Raw genomic sequence first — 13946 nt, forward strand, 5'->3', positions numbered from 1 at the left:
TTAGTAGTATCCAGGATCGTTCTCTGTACGTCGATACTGTGGAACCCCTCGCTGACCGTAGGCGTCCGTCACGACGTTATCGTGAGCTGTTCCACCGTTTCCACCTGAACTCGAGTGGTCGCTACTCGAGTGACGAGTTGGGGCATGATGCCGGCTGTTAATCTGCTGGCCAGCGACTTGCCAGGCGGCTGCTTTCGGTCCCCAGCGAGCGGCCGTCGCAGCTGCAAGCGGCCCAGCCACTTTCGCAGCACCGATCGTCGCACCCACCGTGACCGCGCCTTTCGTGGCGCCTCCAATGGCCTTCGCCGTCAGCGGACTCGCATAAGCGAAGAGCTTCCAAATCAAGATGAGTGCGAATACTGGAAGCGATGCTCCGATGAGATAGCTCAGGAAGGAACTGTCCGGTGCAAGTGAGGATTCTGCCCCGGTACCAAAGAGAAGGTCATATCCACGGAAGAGGATCGCAACCGGAAGTGGCATAATCGCCAGTGGAACGAATTTGATGGCGATCTGCTTCCCGATACGAGAGACGACAGGAAGATACCCGTACGCAACTGCGATCGCAATCGGCATCGTGTACAAATAGATGTACAAGAGGATCTCTCGGATGAAAAACAGCGCCTGTAAGATCCACATCGCAATACCACCGATCGCGGCCATCAACAACGCCAGAGCGGGATTAGAGATGGAAACCTCAAGGAAAGATATCAAAGCCTCTCTGAGCGCATCGAAGTCGGGTACTAAAGCAATAGTAAAACCATTAACGAGGAATAAGATAAGAACCGCAATCCAGTACCAGGTCACGATCAAGAAAGCTCCGGTCCACGCAGAACGCCGAGCCTTTCGAGCTCCATAGACGCCTCCAAAATCAAAAATGCGGATAGTATGATGCCCTTGGACGAATATCAGTAAGAGAAGGAGGGAAAGGAGCATAATCTCACCGGTGACAAGTGCATTATGGAGGCCTACCCAAGGGTCATTTGTTGGGGTTCCAAAGACGAAGTTCCCAGACGTTTCAGGTACTGGTGTTCCGAACACTGACTCAGTGAAATCGTGGTACCCCTCAACAACACCCTCCTGAAACCACTCAATTATCGTCTCAATAATATCTTCGAACCATCGGCGGCCGAATTCTAGGAGGGAACTCATGAGTTTACCTCAATTTCGATTGTACAGTCATTCAACTCCTCACCTGTGAACGATACGCCATATTCCTTGGAGGGAGAGTTTTCTTGGACAACAGTCTCAAGAATTACTCGAAACGCTCCTTCTTCAGTCTCTGGAGAACATGAGGCATTCTCTCCCGATGCAGAGAAGGGCATCAGCTGACTATAGAGGATGATTCCTTCACCGGGTGGAAGCTCTATGCTGTCGGCTTCTCTACGGATACTGCTCTCTTCATCGTAGATACCACTCCCATCATACTCATCTGGAGTTGGTCTGGGTGCATCTCCGGAAAAAGTAAGCCTAACAGCTTCATCCGGACCAGTACCCAAATTCTCGACCGAAATTATCGTTTCCGTTCGGATATCGATATCACTCGCACCCTCGAACATCTCATCCGGGTGGTTTCGAGCGAGGCGGAGATCGGTGATACGAACATCTGGCTTGATTGTCACTGACTGCGTTGTCTGTTCGTCACCTCCCTCAAGTGCGACGACATCGTAGTCACCGGGTTCGTATTCGGTCCCGATTTCGATTGTCTCACGATCAACACCGGCTGCAATGGACCGCTCAGCGAACGACTCACCGTTTGGATCGATCACGTTCACCTGCTCGACCGACGAGTTCTCCGTGAACTCGAGTACGAGTTCGGTTCCCTCGACGAAGATGTCCTCAAAGAGTTCGTCATCATCGAGGTCAGGGACACCATTTTCTGAGCCACCATTCTCGGAGCCACTGAGGCAACCACTCACGGCGACAGCTGCGCCGGTCACGATTCCACTAAGGACTGTACGTCGGGTAGTGTGCTTTTGTTGAGTCATGGATTGTATTCATCTGGTGTTCGGAGGAACGAGCCGAGTTTCAGACCTGCATACAGCGCGACCAAGAACGGAATTGAGAGCCAGAAGACATCGACAAAGAGTGTGAACCAGCCACTGGCCGTCGCCAGTGGATGCCACGAGACACTCGCCGTATCTCCGACGTAAGCAGGGTCGTGTGTTCGCCACGAGCCAGGATGGTATGTTGCGGTGTGGATCCCTGGTTGGGAGATGGTGACTGTCGCACGACCAGCCGAATCCGTCTGAACATATTCGTCGGCAATCGCGATGTAGCCATCACGTGTGTCGATACCGATCGGTGCAAATCGACTGTTGCTCTGGAGTGCGATCGGATCACCGGTCTTGGCATCACGAAGTTCAAGCTCGACCGTTACTGCAGACTCGTTTTGCTCGAGAATCTCCACTGAGAGATTACTCTCTCGGATTTCGCGCTCTGTTCCACCGTCCGGTTCGATGAGTGTGGCAGTCGTGCCTCGAACGATGCCTTGAACCTCGAGATGGTCACGATCAACCGCATCGTGACGAATTGCAAGGCCAGAGGAGCGAGTATATGGCACCTCAACGACGTCGATTTCGACGTTCTCGTGGATGGTTGCGTTTGGTGAGGAACTTTCTGTTCCCCACACCTCTGCAATATCTGGCCCATCACGAATAGGATCTGCACGGGGCCCAATATCTGACGGGTACGCTCGCACGTACACTGGCAGCGCGTCAGAGTGGGCTACATCCTCGTCAGTTGCCGACGATTCAACGAGTCGATCCCAATCCGTATCCCGAGCGGTGTAATAACGCCAATTCCCGCGAACAACAGCATCACCGTCTTCGGACAGTATGTATCCGTGCCACGGCTGTGCCTGATAGATCGCGACACCAGCACTGCCATCGGGATACTCTGCGTAGTAGACCACCGCAGTCAGATCGTAGACGTGGACCTCGAGGTCACTCGAGACGGTTAGCTCGTCGATTTCGAGTTCAGTTCGTGTTTCAGTCTGATTTCCGACTCGCTCTGTTATTTCACGCTCAAGTCGGACCTCGATATCTGCCTCGAATGTGAGCGTCGACGGACCACTCCCTCCGAGATGATACTCGAGTGTGGGTGTGTGCTGGCCTTCCTGAGCAACGACCACGTCATCATCCTGTTTCAGTCGAACTTCATCGAGTTCGTGTTCGAGAAGGGACCACTCGGTGGTTCGGTTACCATCGACGTTTCCATCCGGAACGCGAACTCGATAATCGACGAGTCCTCGAAATTCTCCATCAGGAGCGACGTATAGCGGTGTCTCGTTTTCGTCTTTGTGAACGATCGTGGACGGTTGAACAGCAAACGCGGTTGCATGAGCGTCCGCGATTGCGAGTGAGTCCTCCGTCTCGGCGGACGCTGGGTACACGGACGTGTCACTACCACCGGACTCGAGTGACTCGAAGTCGTATGCAGTCCAGGTTTCCGCTGTATCTGGGGGCTCTGCAAACGTGATATCGGTGCAGTTTCCAAGCGCGTGAAGGTCAGTGCGGTTCTCTCCGTAGCGGTCGTAGTACTCCTCGTCACTGAGACACTCGTTTGGTTCCTTTGACCACAACGTGGCTGTCTCGTTTTCGCCAAGACCGCTATCGTCGGTCCCGGGTCGTGGAGGATGGTCGCCACTCACGAGACCAACAGCGGCGATGAGACTACCGAGGGCCAGGACAATCCCGCAGGTGAGGGCTAACTGACGCATTCGAGGGTCGTGTAGATGGGCGTGTTTAGCCTAGTGATGATGTTACCACGGGACCAGATCAACGCACTCCGCGAGTGGAAGTCCCATCGTCGAACCGGCGACTGTGTAGAGAGGACCGAGTACCAGCAGGATCACTGCTGATTTCATCGCGGTTCGTTTGTGCTGTTTCAGCCCCTTCTTCTGTTCAGGGTTCACCGTGAACATTTCGGCAAGTGAATCCGCCTGCCAAACAACGACCAGCCCGATAATTCCGAGTGCCGTCGTGATCTGGAAGAACCCCGAAATCATACTCGGGAGTTGTTCTGCTTCACAAACAACGCCGTCCTGTGCAGCGACCGGTTTGATTGCGGTGATACTGATCAAGACCAGTACAAGGGTAAACTGGCGAACGAGACGCCATTGAATACGATCGAAGGTAGGTTTCGTTCCGGTTGAATCCGTGTTGCTATGCGGGTTAGTAATCATCGTTGCTTACGTTGAGAGGGTGTTGAATGTAACTCTGTTAGTCTGTTCTTGGCGGCTACGTTGAAGCCGCACTACTCTCTACGAGACGTTCTAAATCATCAATCCGATTCGTTTGTTTGAGGATTTCATCGAGTTCGTAGCCTTGTTCTTCTGCCCGCTTGAACAAGTCGCGAAGCTCATGTGGATCGATATCACGAACTCGCATCTCTTCTTTGAGTGCCTGCCGAAAGAGGGCTGACGCGTTAATGTGGTCGTTCCATTTGAGGAACAACTCGTCAATCTCTTCGAGCGTTATTGACCGTGATTGCATATGGCATCTGGAGGGATGATGATGAGTGAATCACGATACCTCACCACCCAGTATAGATTCAGCATACATAAAATTTCCTAATGGTGTGATGAATCAGAATGAGTATCAAGTCCCACATTGATGGTAACAGGTTTGGGAAAGTAACTATCGGAAACCGGCACACTACTCGTTCATTCGTTCTATGAGGAAGTCACACCCACCACCCATTCATTCGTTTTATAGGGATACCACCCACCACTCGTTCATTCGTTTCACAGACACGCTGACTAGATAAGAGACACACCACCTGTTCAATCGTTTTGGCAGAGGGAGTGAGAGATACCCACCACCTGTTCATTCGTTCAAACTGAATGATGGGGCCACCACCGATTCAAACGTTTTGGAATGGTCGTGTCGTGATCAACGCGTAATTCACCCACCACCGATTCGTTCGTTCCAGCGACACGGAACAGAATGAGGTAGGACACACCACCCGTTCAAACGTTATTGATTGTTCCAGAGGGAGAGAGACACCACCCATTCAATCGTTCTGGTGAAATAGCTCCAAGAGTCGATATCAAACCTAAAGAGATATATTTAGCAAATAGAGAGGCTGTAATTCAGGAAATCAAAGGATAGAGCGTTACGAATAGGTTAGAAGAACCGAGACCGGAACTAGACACCCCACCCATTCAAACGTTTTCCGTGCTACTGCAATACGGATATGGTTTTGACGCTATCACTATAAAACTAGGCCTGTTCCAAAACCGATTCGCAGTACTTCAGAAGCCTAGGGGCACTCTCGTAGGGATTAACGATTGAATCAGTGGTGTGTGTGTGTGTTCAGGAACGAATGAAACGCTGGAATCGTTTGTAACGATTGCGCCTATGGTTTTATGTGGGTGAAATACAATCACTCTGTAATGGCACTCTTCGAGCGGAGTGAGGAAATCTTCGACAATGAGAACGTTCTTCACGACGATTATCAACCTCAGTCCCTCGAAGAGCGTGACAGCGAAATCGAGCAGTTCACGGGTTATCTACAACCCGTGATCAATGGTGCACAGCCACGGAATATCTTTCTCTATGGGAAAACTGGCGTCGGCAAGACAGCCGCAACGAAGTATCTCTTGCACCATCTTGAGGAGGACTCTGAGCAGTACGACGATGTCACGATCACGACCGTCTATCTCAACTGCGAAGATCTTACGAGTAGCTACCGTGTCGCTGTTGCCCTTGTGAATAAGTTGCGTGACCCCGAGGAACAGATTAGTCGAACCGGGTATCCGTTGAATGCCGTCTACGAAATGCTGTGGGACAAACTCGACGAACTCGGTGGAACGATCCTTATCGTTCTCGACGAGGTCGACTACATCGGTGACGATGATTCAATCCTCTACCAGCTCCCACGTGCTCGGAGCAATGGCAAGATCGAAAACTCCCGTGTCGGGATCATCGGAATTAGTAACGACTTCAAATATCGCGAGAAGCTCGACCCGCGTGTCGAAGACACGCTCTGTGAACGCGAACTTCACTTCCCGCCGTATGATGCCACCGACCTACAGAATATCCTCTCAAAGCGCGCCAATCATGCGTTCAAAGGCGATGTGCTCGACGGCGATGTCGTTCCGTTGTGTGCGGCGTTCGCGGCTCAAGACAAGGGCAGTGCACGCCAGGCGCTCGACCTCCTTCTCGAGGCCGGCGATCTCGCACGGCGGGAAAGCGACCCAGTCGTGACGGAGAATCACGTTCGTGATGCCAAACAACTCCTCGAGAAACAACGCATCGAAGAGTCGATGAAAGAACTCACGTCCCATGGACACCTGACGCTATTGGCTGTTGTCGCGTCGACGGTCGCAGACCCAGAGGCACCACTGCAGAAGCAAACGATCTACGAGCAGTATCAGGACCTTGCCAAAGCGACCGATCGGGACGTACTCGGTGGTCGAGCGTTTCACAATCATCTCGCTGAACTCTCGATGCTCGGGATTCTCGACCGTGCGAAACGCAACGAAGGTCGTGCTGGTGGAATCTATTACGAGTACGAAGTGGACGTACCACTCGAGGCTGCACTTTCGACACTCGAGAACCTACACATGAGCGACGAGCTTGACCTCGACTCGTTACGGCAGAACGCACAAGAAAATGGGCTTCTTTGAACTGTTTGTCATTGTTGAGTTTTGATTTATTGACTCAGATGTATTTCAGGCCGTGGATATGCACTGTTAGTCAGTGTCATGTTCTATTCTTATAGATATTGACAGGGTCGGCATGCTGAATACAGGGAGGTATATGATCTGTGCACGAGAACCTCAAATATGGAGTTGCCTCCTTTTGAATTGGAACGGTGGCTTGATAAATACGAGGCGGACGCCGACTTGATGCTCGCTGAAAGCGGCGTTCGAAGTCTTCCCGCCGATCGATTCGATCTTGAGGTGGGTGAAGTCGGTTACGTCATTCCGACTGACGGATCGCCAGAGTTCCGCGCTGCCATTGCTGAGCGCTACGGACGTGACCCCGAAGAGGTAGTCCTCACTTGTGGAACACAAGAGGCCGACTATCTCACGTTCATGGCACTCTTGAATGAGGGGGATCACAGCGTCGTCGTCTCACCGACTTATCAGTCACTTGCGAGCGTGCCCGCCGCTATCGGCGACGTGACCGAAGTCAGAACCGAACCTCCAAAATGGGAACTTTCCGTCGATGCCATAGCGGAGGCGATACGTCCAGAGACTCGAGTAGTCATCCTAACGAACCCAAGCAATCCGACAGGTAAGTACCTCGGGTCAGAGACGATGCAAGCGTTGTACGACCTCGTAGAGGAGAACGACGCGTACCTCCTCGTTGACGAAGTATACCGAATGCTGTCCGATGATCCATATGCTCCGGCTGCGTCGCTCGGGCAGCGAGCGATTTCGACTGCTGGCGTCTCAAAGTCGTATGGCCTTGCTGGTGCGCGTCTCGGCTGGGTCGTCGCAGATAAGGAACTCGCAGACACAGTGCGGAAATGGAAAGACTACACGACCATTTCGCCGCCGATTCTCGGTCAGCACATTGCTCGACAGGCGCTTGGCGAACAAGAGGCCGATATTCTGCATGCGAACCGTGCCCACGCGAAAGCGAACCGAGAACGCGTCGCCAAGTTTGTTGATCGCTACGACCTCGACTGGTTTGAGCCGACAGGCGTCAACGGCTTTCCAACTGTTCCTGATGGGTTTGAGAACGGAAAGGAGTTCTGTCGGTCGCTGTTCGAAGCCGAGAGCGTCGTCCTCGCACCTGGCGATGTTTTCGGATATCCGAATCGGTTCCGAATAGGCTTCGGTCTCCATACTGACGAGCTTGAGGAAGGTCTTGAGCGGATCGGTCGGCACATCAAAACCCACAGCTGATTTCTTTCGCCCATACTATACTCGACCTACACGCTGTATACCTTGCCCGCCAACAGAACCCGAAGTTCTCGATTTACTACCACTGATCTATTAGGTTAGGAGTTTGCTTGTACCGACGATCACGTCGACCCCGATGTCGATGGCTGCCTCATCGATGTCGAAGTACGCCATATGGTGACCGGCAGGATTGCTCGCACCGATTCCAAGGTATGTTGCTGTGCCACCCTGTTCTTGGACGCGTCGGATGAGATACGAGGCGTCTTCACTGCCGCCAAACTCTTTCGTGACGATCTCATCTACTGCATCGATTCCGTTCGCCGCTGTTTCGACACGTGCAGTCAGATCGTCATCGTTTTCGAACGTCGTTGTCTTCCCGTAGAGACTCGTTTCGTAGCCGACGTCGTGCATCGTCGCCGCACCATCAATTACCTCGCGTGCACGCTTGAGCATGTATTCGTTGGCGTCGTGGGTTCCACCACGAACTTCGACGCGCATCGTTGCTTCCTCGCAGATGACGTTCTGTGCGTTGTCAGCGCTTACACGGCCGACGTTGATCCGAGTTCGTTCGTGACCGTGCCGTGCAATGCCGTACAGATTTCCGATCGCCGCTGTCGCGGCCTGAAGCGCGTTCTGCCCGGCGTTCGGCTCGCGACCCGCATGTGCCGGTTTCCCCTCGAACGTCACGTCGAGTTTGGCGTTTGCGAGCGGTGCGTCATAGCTGGACAGCACCGTCCCGGTCGGTTCGTCGAGTCCGACGTGAACCGCAAGCAGGTGGTCGACGTCGTCGAGGTGTCCTGATTCGGCCATCGGCTTCCCGCCGCGGCCTCCCTCTTCGGCGGATTGGAAAAAGAGTTTCACCGTTCCGTCAAATCCGCTTTCAGCGAACTCGCGGGCCACGCCGAGTCCAATCGTTGCGTGTGCATCGTGGCCGCAAGCGTGCATCTCGCCGGGATGACTGCTCGCGAACCCTTCTCGAGCGGGTCGATGATCGTCGTCCATCGCTTCCTGCATTGGGAGGGCATCGATGTCGGTTCGGAGTCCGATTACGGGGCCGTCACCGAATGTCTTCGTCGCGATAACGCCGGTAATATCTCCCATCGCATCTAGATACTCTTCCGGCGCCCCTTCGTTACGGGCGCGCTCTCGAGCGGCGGCGACATCATCCGCCGGCGGGACTCCCAGTCGCTCGTCGGGATCAACCGTCTCGGAACCCAACAGCACATTGTATCCGAGGTTCTCGAGTGCGTCCGCGAGTAAGGCCGTCGTTCGGAATTCTTTCCAACCGGCTTCTGGATGTGCATGGAGATCCCGTCGAACGTCGCGAAGCGGTGCATCAACGAATGTCTCTCGTGTGTCCATGCTAGTGACACTCTGGCAAAGATGAAAAATCATTGGTTGGCGGCGAGTCGATTGGTATCGGTCATCCCAATTGCGTCTCCCGTCTGCTCAAACAGGGCAAGATTTTGTCGTTCCCGGGGATCTTCCCCCCTTGTCGTGACGAAGATTCAAGTTTCGAGACCGGAAACGGGAACCAATGAACGAACGGGGGGATGTCGTTGATGCGGTCGATGAACTACTGACGATTCTGGAATCGGACAACAGGGTTTCCTTCGCGGAGGTCGGCGGAATTACGAGGAACGCGACGGAAATTGTTGTCACCGAAACCGGGGTACGAAGCGACAGTGAGTGGACGACGACCGGCGTCTGGTGTCGCGTCTTTGCCGATGGGTCCGCAGCGTATCGGTTTACGAGTGATCTCTCGTCCGATGGACTCTCGGAGGCTGCCAATCGCGCGACGACCGGTGGCGGCCAGCTTGCTCAGTCGGCACCCGAACGCATCGACATCGAGTCGAGTCACCGGGGGGTCCACGACGGCTGGGCACGCGAGTCGGTCACAGATCGATCCCTCTCGGAGAAGCGTGTATCCGTAGAGGCCGCCCTCGACGCAGTCGAGACGCCGCTTGACCGAGCCCGGGTAACGTATGCTGACGAGCATGTGGACCATTCGGTCGGGACGACAGCGGACAGCGTCGTCCGAACGACAGTTGATCGGGCGAGCGTAGACGCGACAGTCGCGCCCATCGACGGTCCGAAGCTCCGGCGCCACCACGGCAGTACTCGCGGTGCAGCGCTTCTCGACCGCCTTCCGACCCTCTTTGCGGAGATCGATTGTGACGCGAGTACGATCGCAAATGCGGCCACAGCCAATCCGCCATCCGGACCCATGACCGTTGTGTTGAGTCCATCGGCGACCGGACAACTCTGTCACGAGATCGGCGGGTATCTCGCGGCCGACGTGGCGGCGTTCGGGTTTTCCCCGTTTGAGTTAGGTGATCAAGTCACCGACGCTCCGCTAACAATCGACGACGGAGTCCGGGCGGGATCGTGGGCCGCCACGGCGTACGACGCCGAAGCTCGACCAACCACGCCAGTTAGACTTGTCAACAGGGGGCGAGTCGAGTCTTACCTCCATGACACGACGACAGCTGCAGAAGCAGAGGAGATCCCGACAGGCAACGTGATCCCGGCAATCGGGTTCGAGCAGGCACCGCGAATTCATCACCGCCACCTCAACGTCCACGCCGGAACGGCGACCAGAGACGAACTATTGGCCGATGCGGACGTGTACGTCCGCCGCTTCGGCCCGTCCTTTTATCGCGATGAGTTCGAACGAACGCAGCGCAGCGGTGCCATGCCGCCGAGTTCTCTGTACGCTCACGATGTCGCGGAGCGAATGGGCGACCGCCCCGACGCTGGTACCGTTGAACTCCCAATCGCCGAAGGGTTCCTCGTCAAGGACGGTGATCTCGGTCCCGCTGTCGATTCGACAGTCGTCTGGACGGCCGACGCTCTCGACACTATCGACAGTATCGGTGAGACACGATCGACCGTGACGGGCGTCGCGTCAAAACACAAGTCACGGCTCCCGTACGCCGTTACGGCACCCTCGATCCGGCTCGACGTCCGGTGCGAAAACTGAGTTCGAGATCGAGGGCTACGATTGTTTTCCGCAACTGTCGTACAGATGGCAGGATACTTCACGGTCATCGTCGAACTCTGCCTTCTGTTCGAGTGAGGGCGAATCGGTCTCGCAGATATCGCCGATGTACTCTGAACACCGTCCGTGGAATCGGCAGCCGGAGGGTACGTCGATTGCATCCCCAACCTCTCCTGCAAGTTCGACCCGCTCGCGCCCCACGTCGGGATCGGGAACAGGTACCGCGTTGATGAGGGAGCGAGTATACGGGTGCTGAGGATTCTCGATTATGTCTTCCGTCGCTCCCTTTTCGACGATTTCGCCCATGTACATGATCGCGAGTCGATCACACATGTGACGAAGCAACGAAAGGTCGTGACTGATGTACACAACGGACAGATTGAACTCCTCCGTCATTCGCTCCATTAACGACAGCACGCCCGCACGAAGCGAGACGTCGAGCATACTGACGGGTTCGTCGGCGACGATGAAATCGGGATCCAAGACGAGCGCTCGAGCGATGGCGACCCGTTGTCGCTGGCCGCCAGACAACTCGTGGGGATACTGATCGAAGTAGTGATCCGGCGGCTGGAGTTCTGCGAATTCGAGAGCTCGCCGGATACGAGCGGTTTCGTTCTCGATGTCGTGGATCCGCAACGGCTCGGCAAGGGTGTCGTACACCGTCATTCGGGGGTTCAACGACTCGAACGGATCCTGAAAGATCATCTGTGCGTTCTGCCGAAACTCGTCGAGTTCCTCGTCGTCGGACTCCGTGAGGTCCATGCCTCTGAACTCGATTCGCCCGTCCGTCGGCTCGTGGAGTTTCACGAGGGACATTCCTGTTGTCGTTTTGCCACAGCCCGACTCGCCGGCAAGCCCGAGCGTTTCACCGCGCTCGAGCTCGAAGCTCACGCCGTCGACGGCATGGACGTAGTCTGCTTCCTTTCCCATGGTCGCACGGAGGAGACTGGATATCAGTCCCTCGTTAATCTGGAAGTGTTTCTGTAGCCCCTCCACTCGAAGGAGCGGGTTCTCGTCCGAGACGTCAGGTGCACCAGTGTCGCTCATTTCAATCGTTCACCTCCGCAACCGTTTGGGCGGACCGAGCCGCTTCCGTGTCTTTCCACGTTTTGGGGTCGTCGGCCCGCGACCGGAATCCGTCATCTATCTCGTCGGCGTAGTGGCAGTACGTCCGAAGACCGTCTTGATGATGTGCCTTGGGCTCGACCGTCCGACACTCGTTAGTCGCCATCGGGCATCGTTCCGCAAAGCGACAGCCCGACGGCGGGTCGGTCAGCTCCGGCGGATAGCCGGAGATTGAGAGGAGATCCTGATCTGACTCTCGAATGTTCGGGAACGCGCGTTTGAGACCGATTGTGTACGGATGATACGGTTCCCCGAATATCTCTTCGACAGGACCTTCCTCTGCGATCTTCCCGCCGTACATCACGATTACGCGATCGCAAGTTTCCGCGACCACGCTTACGTCGTGGGTGATCACCATCATCGAGGAGTTGATGTCCGCCTGGATCTCCCCGATACGTTTCAAGATCTGGTCCTGCATGATCACGTCGAGCGCCGTTGTCGGCTCGTCCGCGAGCACAAGTGACGGCTCGAGCGCGAGCGCCATCGCGATCATCGCACGCTGTCGCATTCCGCCGGAGAACTGGTGTGGATAGTCATCCGCTCGCTCTGGATCGAGACCGACGAGATCGAACATCTCAGCGACGATTTCGTTAGATTCCGTTCGTCCCGTTCCGGGGCGATGCGTCTCGATCGCTTCGACAATCTGCTCGCGGATCGTGTAGACGGGATCAAGCGCGTTCATTGCCGACTGGGCAATCATCGAGATCTCTTCCCACTTGTATCGACGCCGTTCCACATCGGGCAACTCCGTGAGATCTTTGCCGTCGAACTCGATCGAGCCACGGTTAACGTAGCCCTCGTCCGGGAGGATGCCAATGATCGCCTTCGCAAGCGTGGTTTTTCCACAGCCGGACTCGCCGACGATACCGAGGTTCTCCCCTTCTTCGATGGTGAACGAAACCCCGTCGACTGCCTGTGCCGGTGCCGATTCCGTTTCGTAGTAGACTTCCAAATCCGATATGTCGAGTACTGACATTTATCTGAGCTCCGGGTTCGTGATTTCTTCGTATCCACGGCCGATCAGGAACCCACTGATGACCACGAGACCGATGCAGATGCCTGGCGGAATGAACCACCACCAGGCACCGAAGTCGAGTGCGGAGTATGCGCGTGATGACTGCAGCATCGTTCCCCACGAGACCGTGTTGGGATCGCCGAGCCCGATGAACGACACACCGGCCTCCGCGAGGATCGCCCAAGCGATAGCGAACGCTCCATAGAGGAACGACAGCGGGAGCACGTTCGGCGCGAGATGTCTGGAGATGATATGCCAGTCGCTCGCACCAGCAACCTGTGCTGCCTTGACGAATGGCCGCTCACGAAGCGACAACGCCTGTGACCGGATCACCCGTGCCGTCGACCGCCACTGGAGCACGATGATCGCGAAGAGGATGTTCCACAGGCTTGGTCCCATCAGGGCGACGAGAATGATCACCGTCGGCAGGAGCGGCATCCCATACAGGAAGTCGACAATCCGCATCAACGTGTCGTCGATCTTTCCGCCGTAGTAGCCTGCCGTCAACCCGACGAGCGTTCCAATTCCCGCGGTAAACACTGCGGCCACCAGTCCGACCAGCAGGGCGGCACGGGATCCGTACACGAGTTGACTGAAGATGTCGAACCCTTCGGCAGTCGTCCCAAGCAGGTACTCCGACTCTGACGACAGAAACGACGGTTCCACCCAGTCGGCGATGATGATCCCCGCATCGCCCTCATACTGCCGGGTAAGCGGTCCACGGGGTGCGATGAACGGCGCGAACACGGCGACGATCATGAAGAAAGCGATGGTGATCATGGCGAGCCGAACCATCAGATCATCGGTGAGCATGCGCCACTGTTTTGCGAGCGTCTCGCGCCACAGTCGCAGGTTTCGCCTCCATCGGTCGACGTTTTCATCTTCTTGATCGACCTCTCCCTCGTCGATGTCTGCGAAGATTGATGATTTGTCCTGAGTTGCCATAG

Annotated in this window: 12 protein-coding genes; 3 read left to right on the forward strand and 9 right to left on the reverse strand. The window is 55.4% G+C overall.

Translation table 11 applies throughout. The features are described 5' to 3' along the window. Genes C483_RS00300 through C483_RS00320 form a run of 5 tightly spaced genes read right to left on the reverse strand, consistent with a single transcriptional unit; the run spans nt 1 to nt 4493 of the window. The gene (locus C483_RS00300; protein WP_006651342.1) at nt 1–1149 is read right to left on the reverse strand and encodes a hypothetical protein; all 1149 of its coding nucleotides are present in this window, start codon (nt 1147–1149) and stop codon (nt 1–3) included. Then, nucleotides 1146–1937 carry a hypothetical protein gene (locus C483_RS00305; protein WP_006651343.1) on the reverse strand — a complete coding sequence of 264 codons (792 nt, stop codon included), beginning with the start codon at nt 1935–1937 and terminating at the stop codon, nt 1146–1148. Before C483_RS00305 ends, C483_RS00300 begins: the two co-directional genes overlap by 4 nt. A gap of 44 nt (nt 1938–1981) precedes the next feature. Further along, nucleotides 1982–3718 carry a hypothetical protein gene (locus C483_RS00310; protein ID WP_006651344.1) on the reverse strand — a complete coding sequence of 579 codons (1737 nt, stop codon included), beginning with the start codon at nt 3716–3718 and terminating at the stop codon, nt 1982–1984. A gap of 42 nt (nt 3719–3760) precedes the next feature. Next, the gene (locus C483_RS20680; RefSeq protein WP_241431452.1) at nt 3761–4183 is read right to left on the reverse strand and encodes a hypothetical protein; all 423 of its coding nucleotides are present in this window, start codon (nt 4181–4183) and stop codon (nt 3761–3763) included. A gap of 55 nt (nt 4184–4238) precedes the next feature. Beyond that, complete coding sequence (locus C483_RS00320) at nt 4239–4493, reverse strand: hypothetical protein (protein WP_006651346.1); 255 nt, start codon at nt 4491–4493, stop codon at nt 4239–4241. Between the two features lie 902 nt (nt 4494–5395). On the opposite strand from C483_RS00320, the gene C483_RS00325 reads away from it, so the two are divergent. Both C483_RS00325 and C483_RS00330 read left to right on the forward strand, forming a co-directional pair. Next, the gene (locus tag C483_RS00325) at nt 5396–6631 is read left to right on the forward strand and encodes an orc1/cdc6 family replication initiation protein (RefSeq protein ID WP_006651347.1); all 1236 of its coding nucleotides are present in this window, start codon (nt 5396–5398) and stop codon (nt 6629–6631) included. 159 nt (nt 6632–6790) lie between these two features. Then, a complete protein-coding gene (locus C483_RS00330; protein ID WP_049912323.1) occupies nt 6791–7861 on the forward strand; it encodes an aminotransferase class I/II-fold pyridoxal phosphate-dependent enzyme in 1071 nt (356 codons plus the stop codon). A gap of 90 nt (nt 7862–7951) precedes the next feature. Here the strand turns inward: C483_RS00330 and C483_RS00335 are convergent, their stop codons facing one another. Then, nucleotides 7952–9220: an amidohydrolase gene (locus tag C483_RS00335; protein WP_006651349.1), complete on the reverse strand. Its 1269-nt coding sequence runs from the start codon at nt 9218–9220 to the stop codon at nt 7952–7954. A 175-nt stretch (nt 9221–9395) separates the two neighbouring features. Between C483_RS00335 and C483_RS00340 the strand changes: the two genes are divergently transcribed. Continuing rightward, entirely contained in the window at nt 9396–10841 is a 1446-nt protein-coding gene (locus tag C483_RS00340; protein WP_006651350.1) for a metallopeptidase TldD-related protein, read from the forward strand. Nucleotides 10842–10856: 15 nt separating this feature from the next. Here C483_RS00340 and C483_RS00345 read toward each other — a convergent pair whose 3' ends face one another. Genes C483_RS00345 through C483_RS00355 form a run of 3 tightly spaced genes read right to left on the reverse strand, consistent with a single transcriptional unit; the run spans nt 10857 to nt 13944 of the window. Further along, entirely contained in the window at nt 10857–11906 is a 1050-nt protein-coding gene (locus C483_RS00345) for an ABC transporter ATP-binding protein (RefSeq protein ID WP_006651351.1), read from the reverse strand. A gap of 1 nt (nt 11907) precedes the next feature. Further along, entirely contained in the window at nt 11908–12960 is a 1053-nt protein-coding gene (locus C483_RS00350) for an ABC transporter ATP-binding protein (protein WP_006651352.1), read from the reverse strand. Next, complete coding sequence (locus C483_RS00355; protein ID WP_006651353.1) at nt 12961–13944, reverse strand: ABC transporter permease; 984 nt, start codon at nt 13942–13944, stop codon at nt 12961–12963. It lies immediately after the preceding gene. Nucleotides 13945–13946: the final 2 nt, after the last annotated feature.

The organism is Natrialba hulunbeirensis JCM 10989 (assembly GCF_000337575.1).
GTDB classification, from domain to species: Archaea; Halobacteriota; Halobacteria; order Halobacteriales; family Natrialbaceae; genus Natrialba; species Natrialba hulunbeirensis.

Bases quoted from the DNA above. Each gene is read 5' to 3' on its own strand.
- C483_RS00300 (WP_006651342.1), bottom strand. From the start codon at position 1,149: ATGAGTTCCCTCCTAGAATTCGGCCGCCGATGGTTCGAAGATATTATT.
- C483_RS00310 (WP_006651344.1), bottom strand. From the start codon at position 3,718: ATGCGTCAGTTAGCCCTCACCTGCGGGATTGTCCTGGCCCTCGGTAGT.
- C483_RS20680 (WP_241431452.1), bottom strand. From the start codon at position 4,183: ATGATTACTAACCCGCATAGCAACACGGATTCAACCGGAACGAAACCT.
- C483_RS00320 (WP_006651346.1), bottom strand. From the start codon at position 4,493: ATGCAATCACGGTCAATAACGCTCGAAGAGATTGACGAGTTGTTCCTC.
- C483_RS00325 (WP_006651347.1), top strand. From the start codon at position 5,396: ATGGCACTCTTCGAGCGGAGTGAGGAAATCTTCGACAATGAGAACGTT.
- C483_RS00330 (WP_049912323.1), top strand. From the start codon at position 6,791: ATGGAGTTGCCTCCTTTTGAATTGGAACGGTGGCTTGATAAATACGAG.
- C483_RS00335 (WP_006651349.1), bottom strand. From the start codon at position 9,220: ATGGACACACGAGAGACATTCGTTGATGCACCGCTTCGCGACGTTCGA.
- C483_RS00340 (WP_006651350.1), top strand. From the start codon at position 9,396: ATGAACGAACGGGGGGATGTCGTTGATGCGGTCGATGAACTACTGACG.
- C483_RS00345 (WP_006651351.1), bottom strand. From the start codon at position 11,906: ATGAGCGACACTGGTGCACCTGACGTCTCGGACGAGAACCCGCTCCTT.
- C483_RS00350 (WP_006651352.1), bottom strand. From the start codon at position 12,960: ATGTCAGTACTCGACATATCGGATTTGGAAGTCTACTACGAAACGGAA.
- C483_RS00355 (WP_006651353.1), bottom strand. From the start codon at position 13,944: ATGGCAACTCAGGACAAATCATCAATCTTCGCAGACATCGACGAGGGA.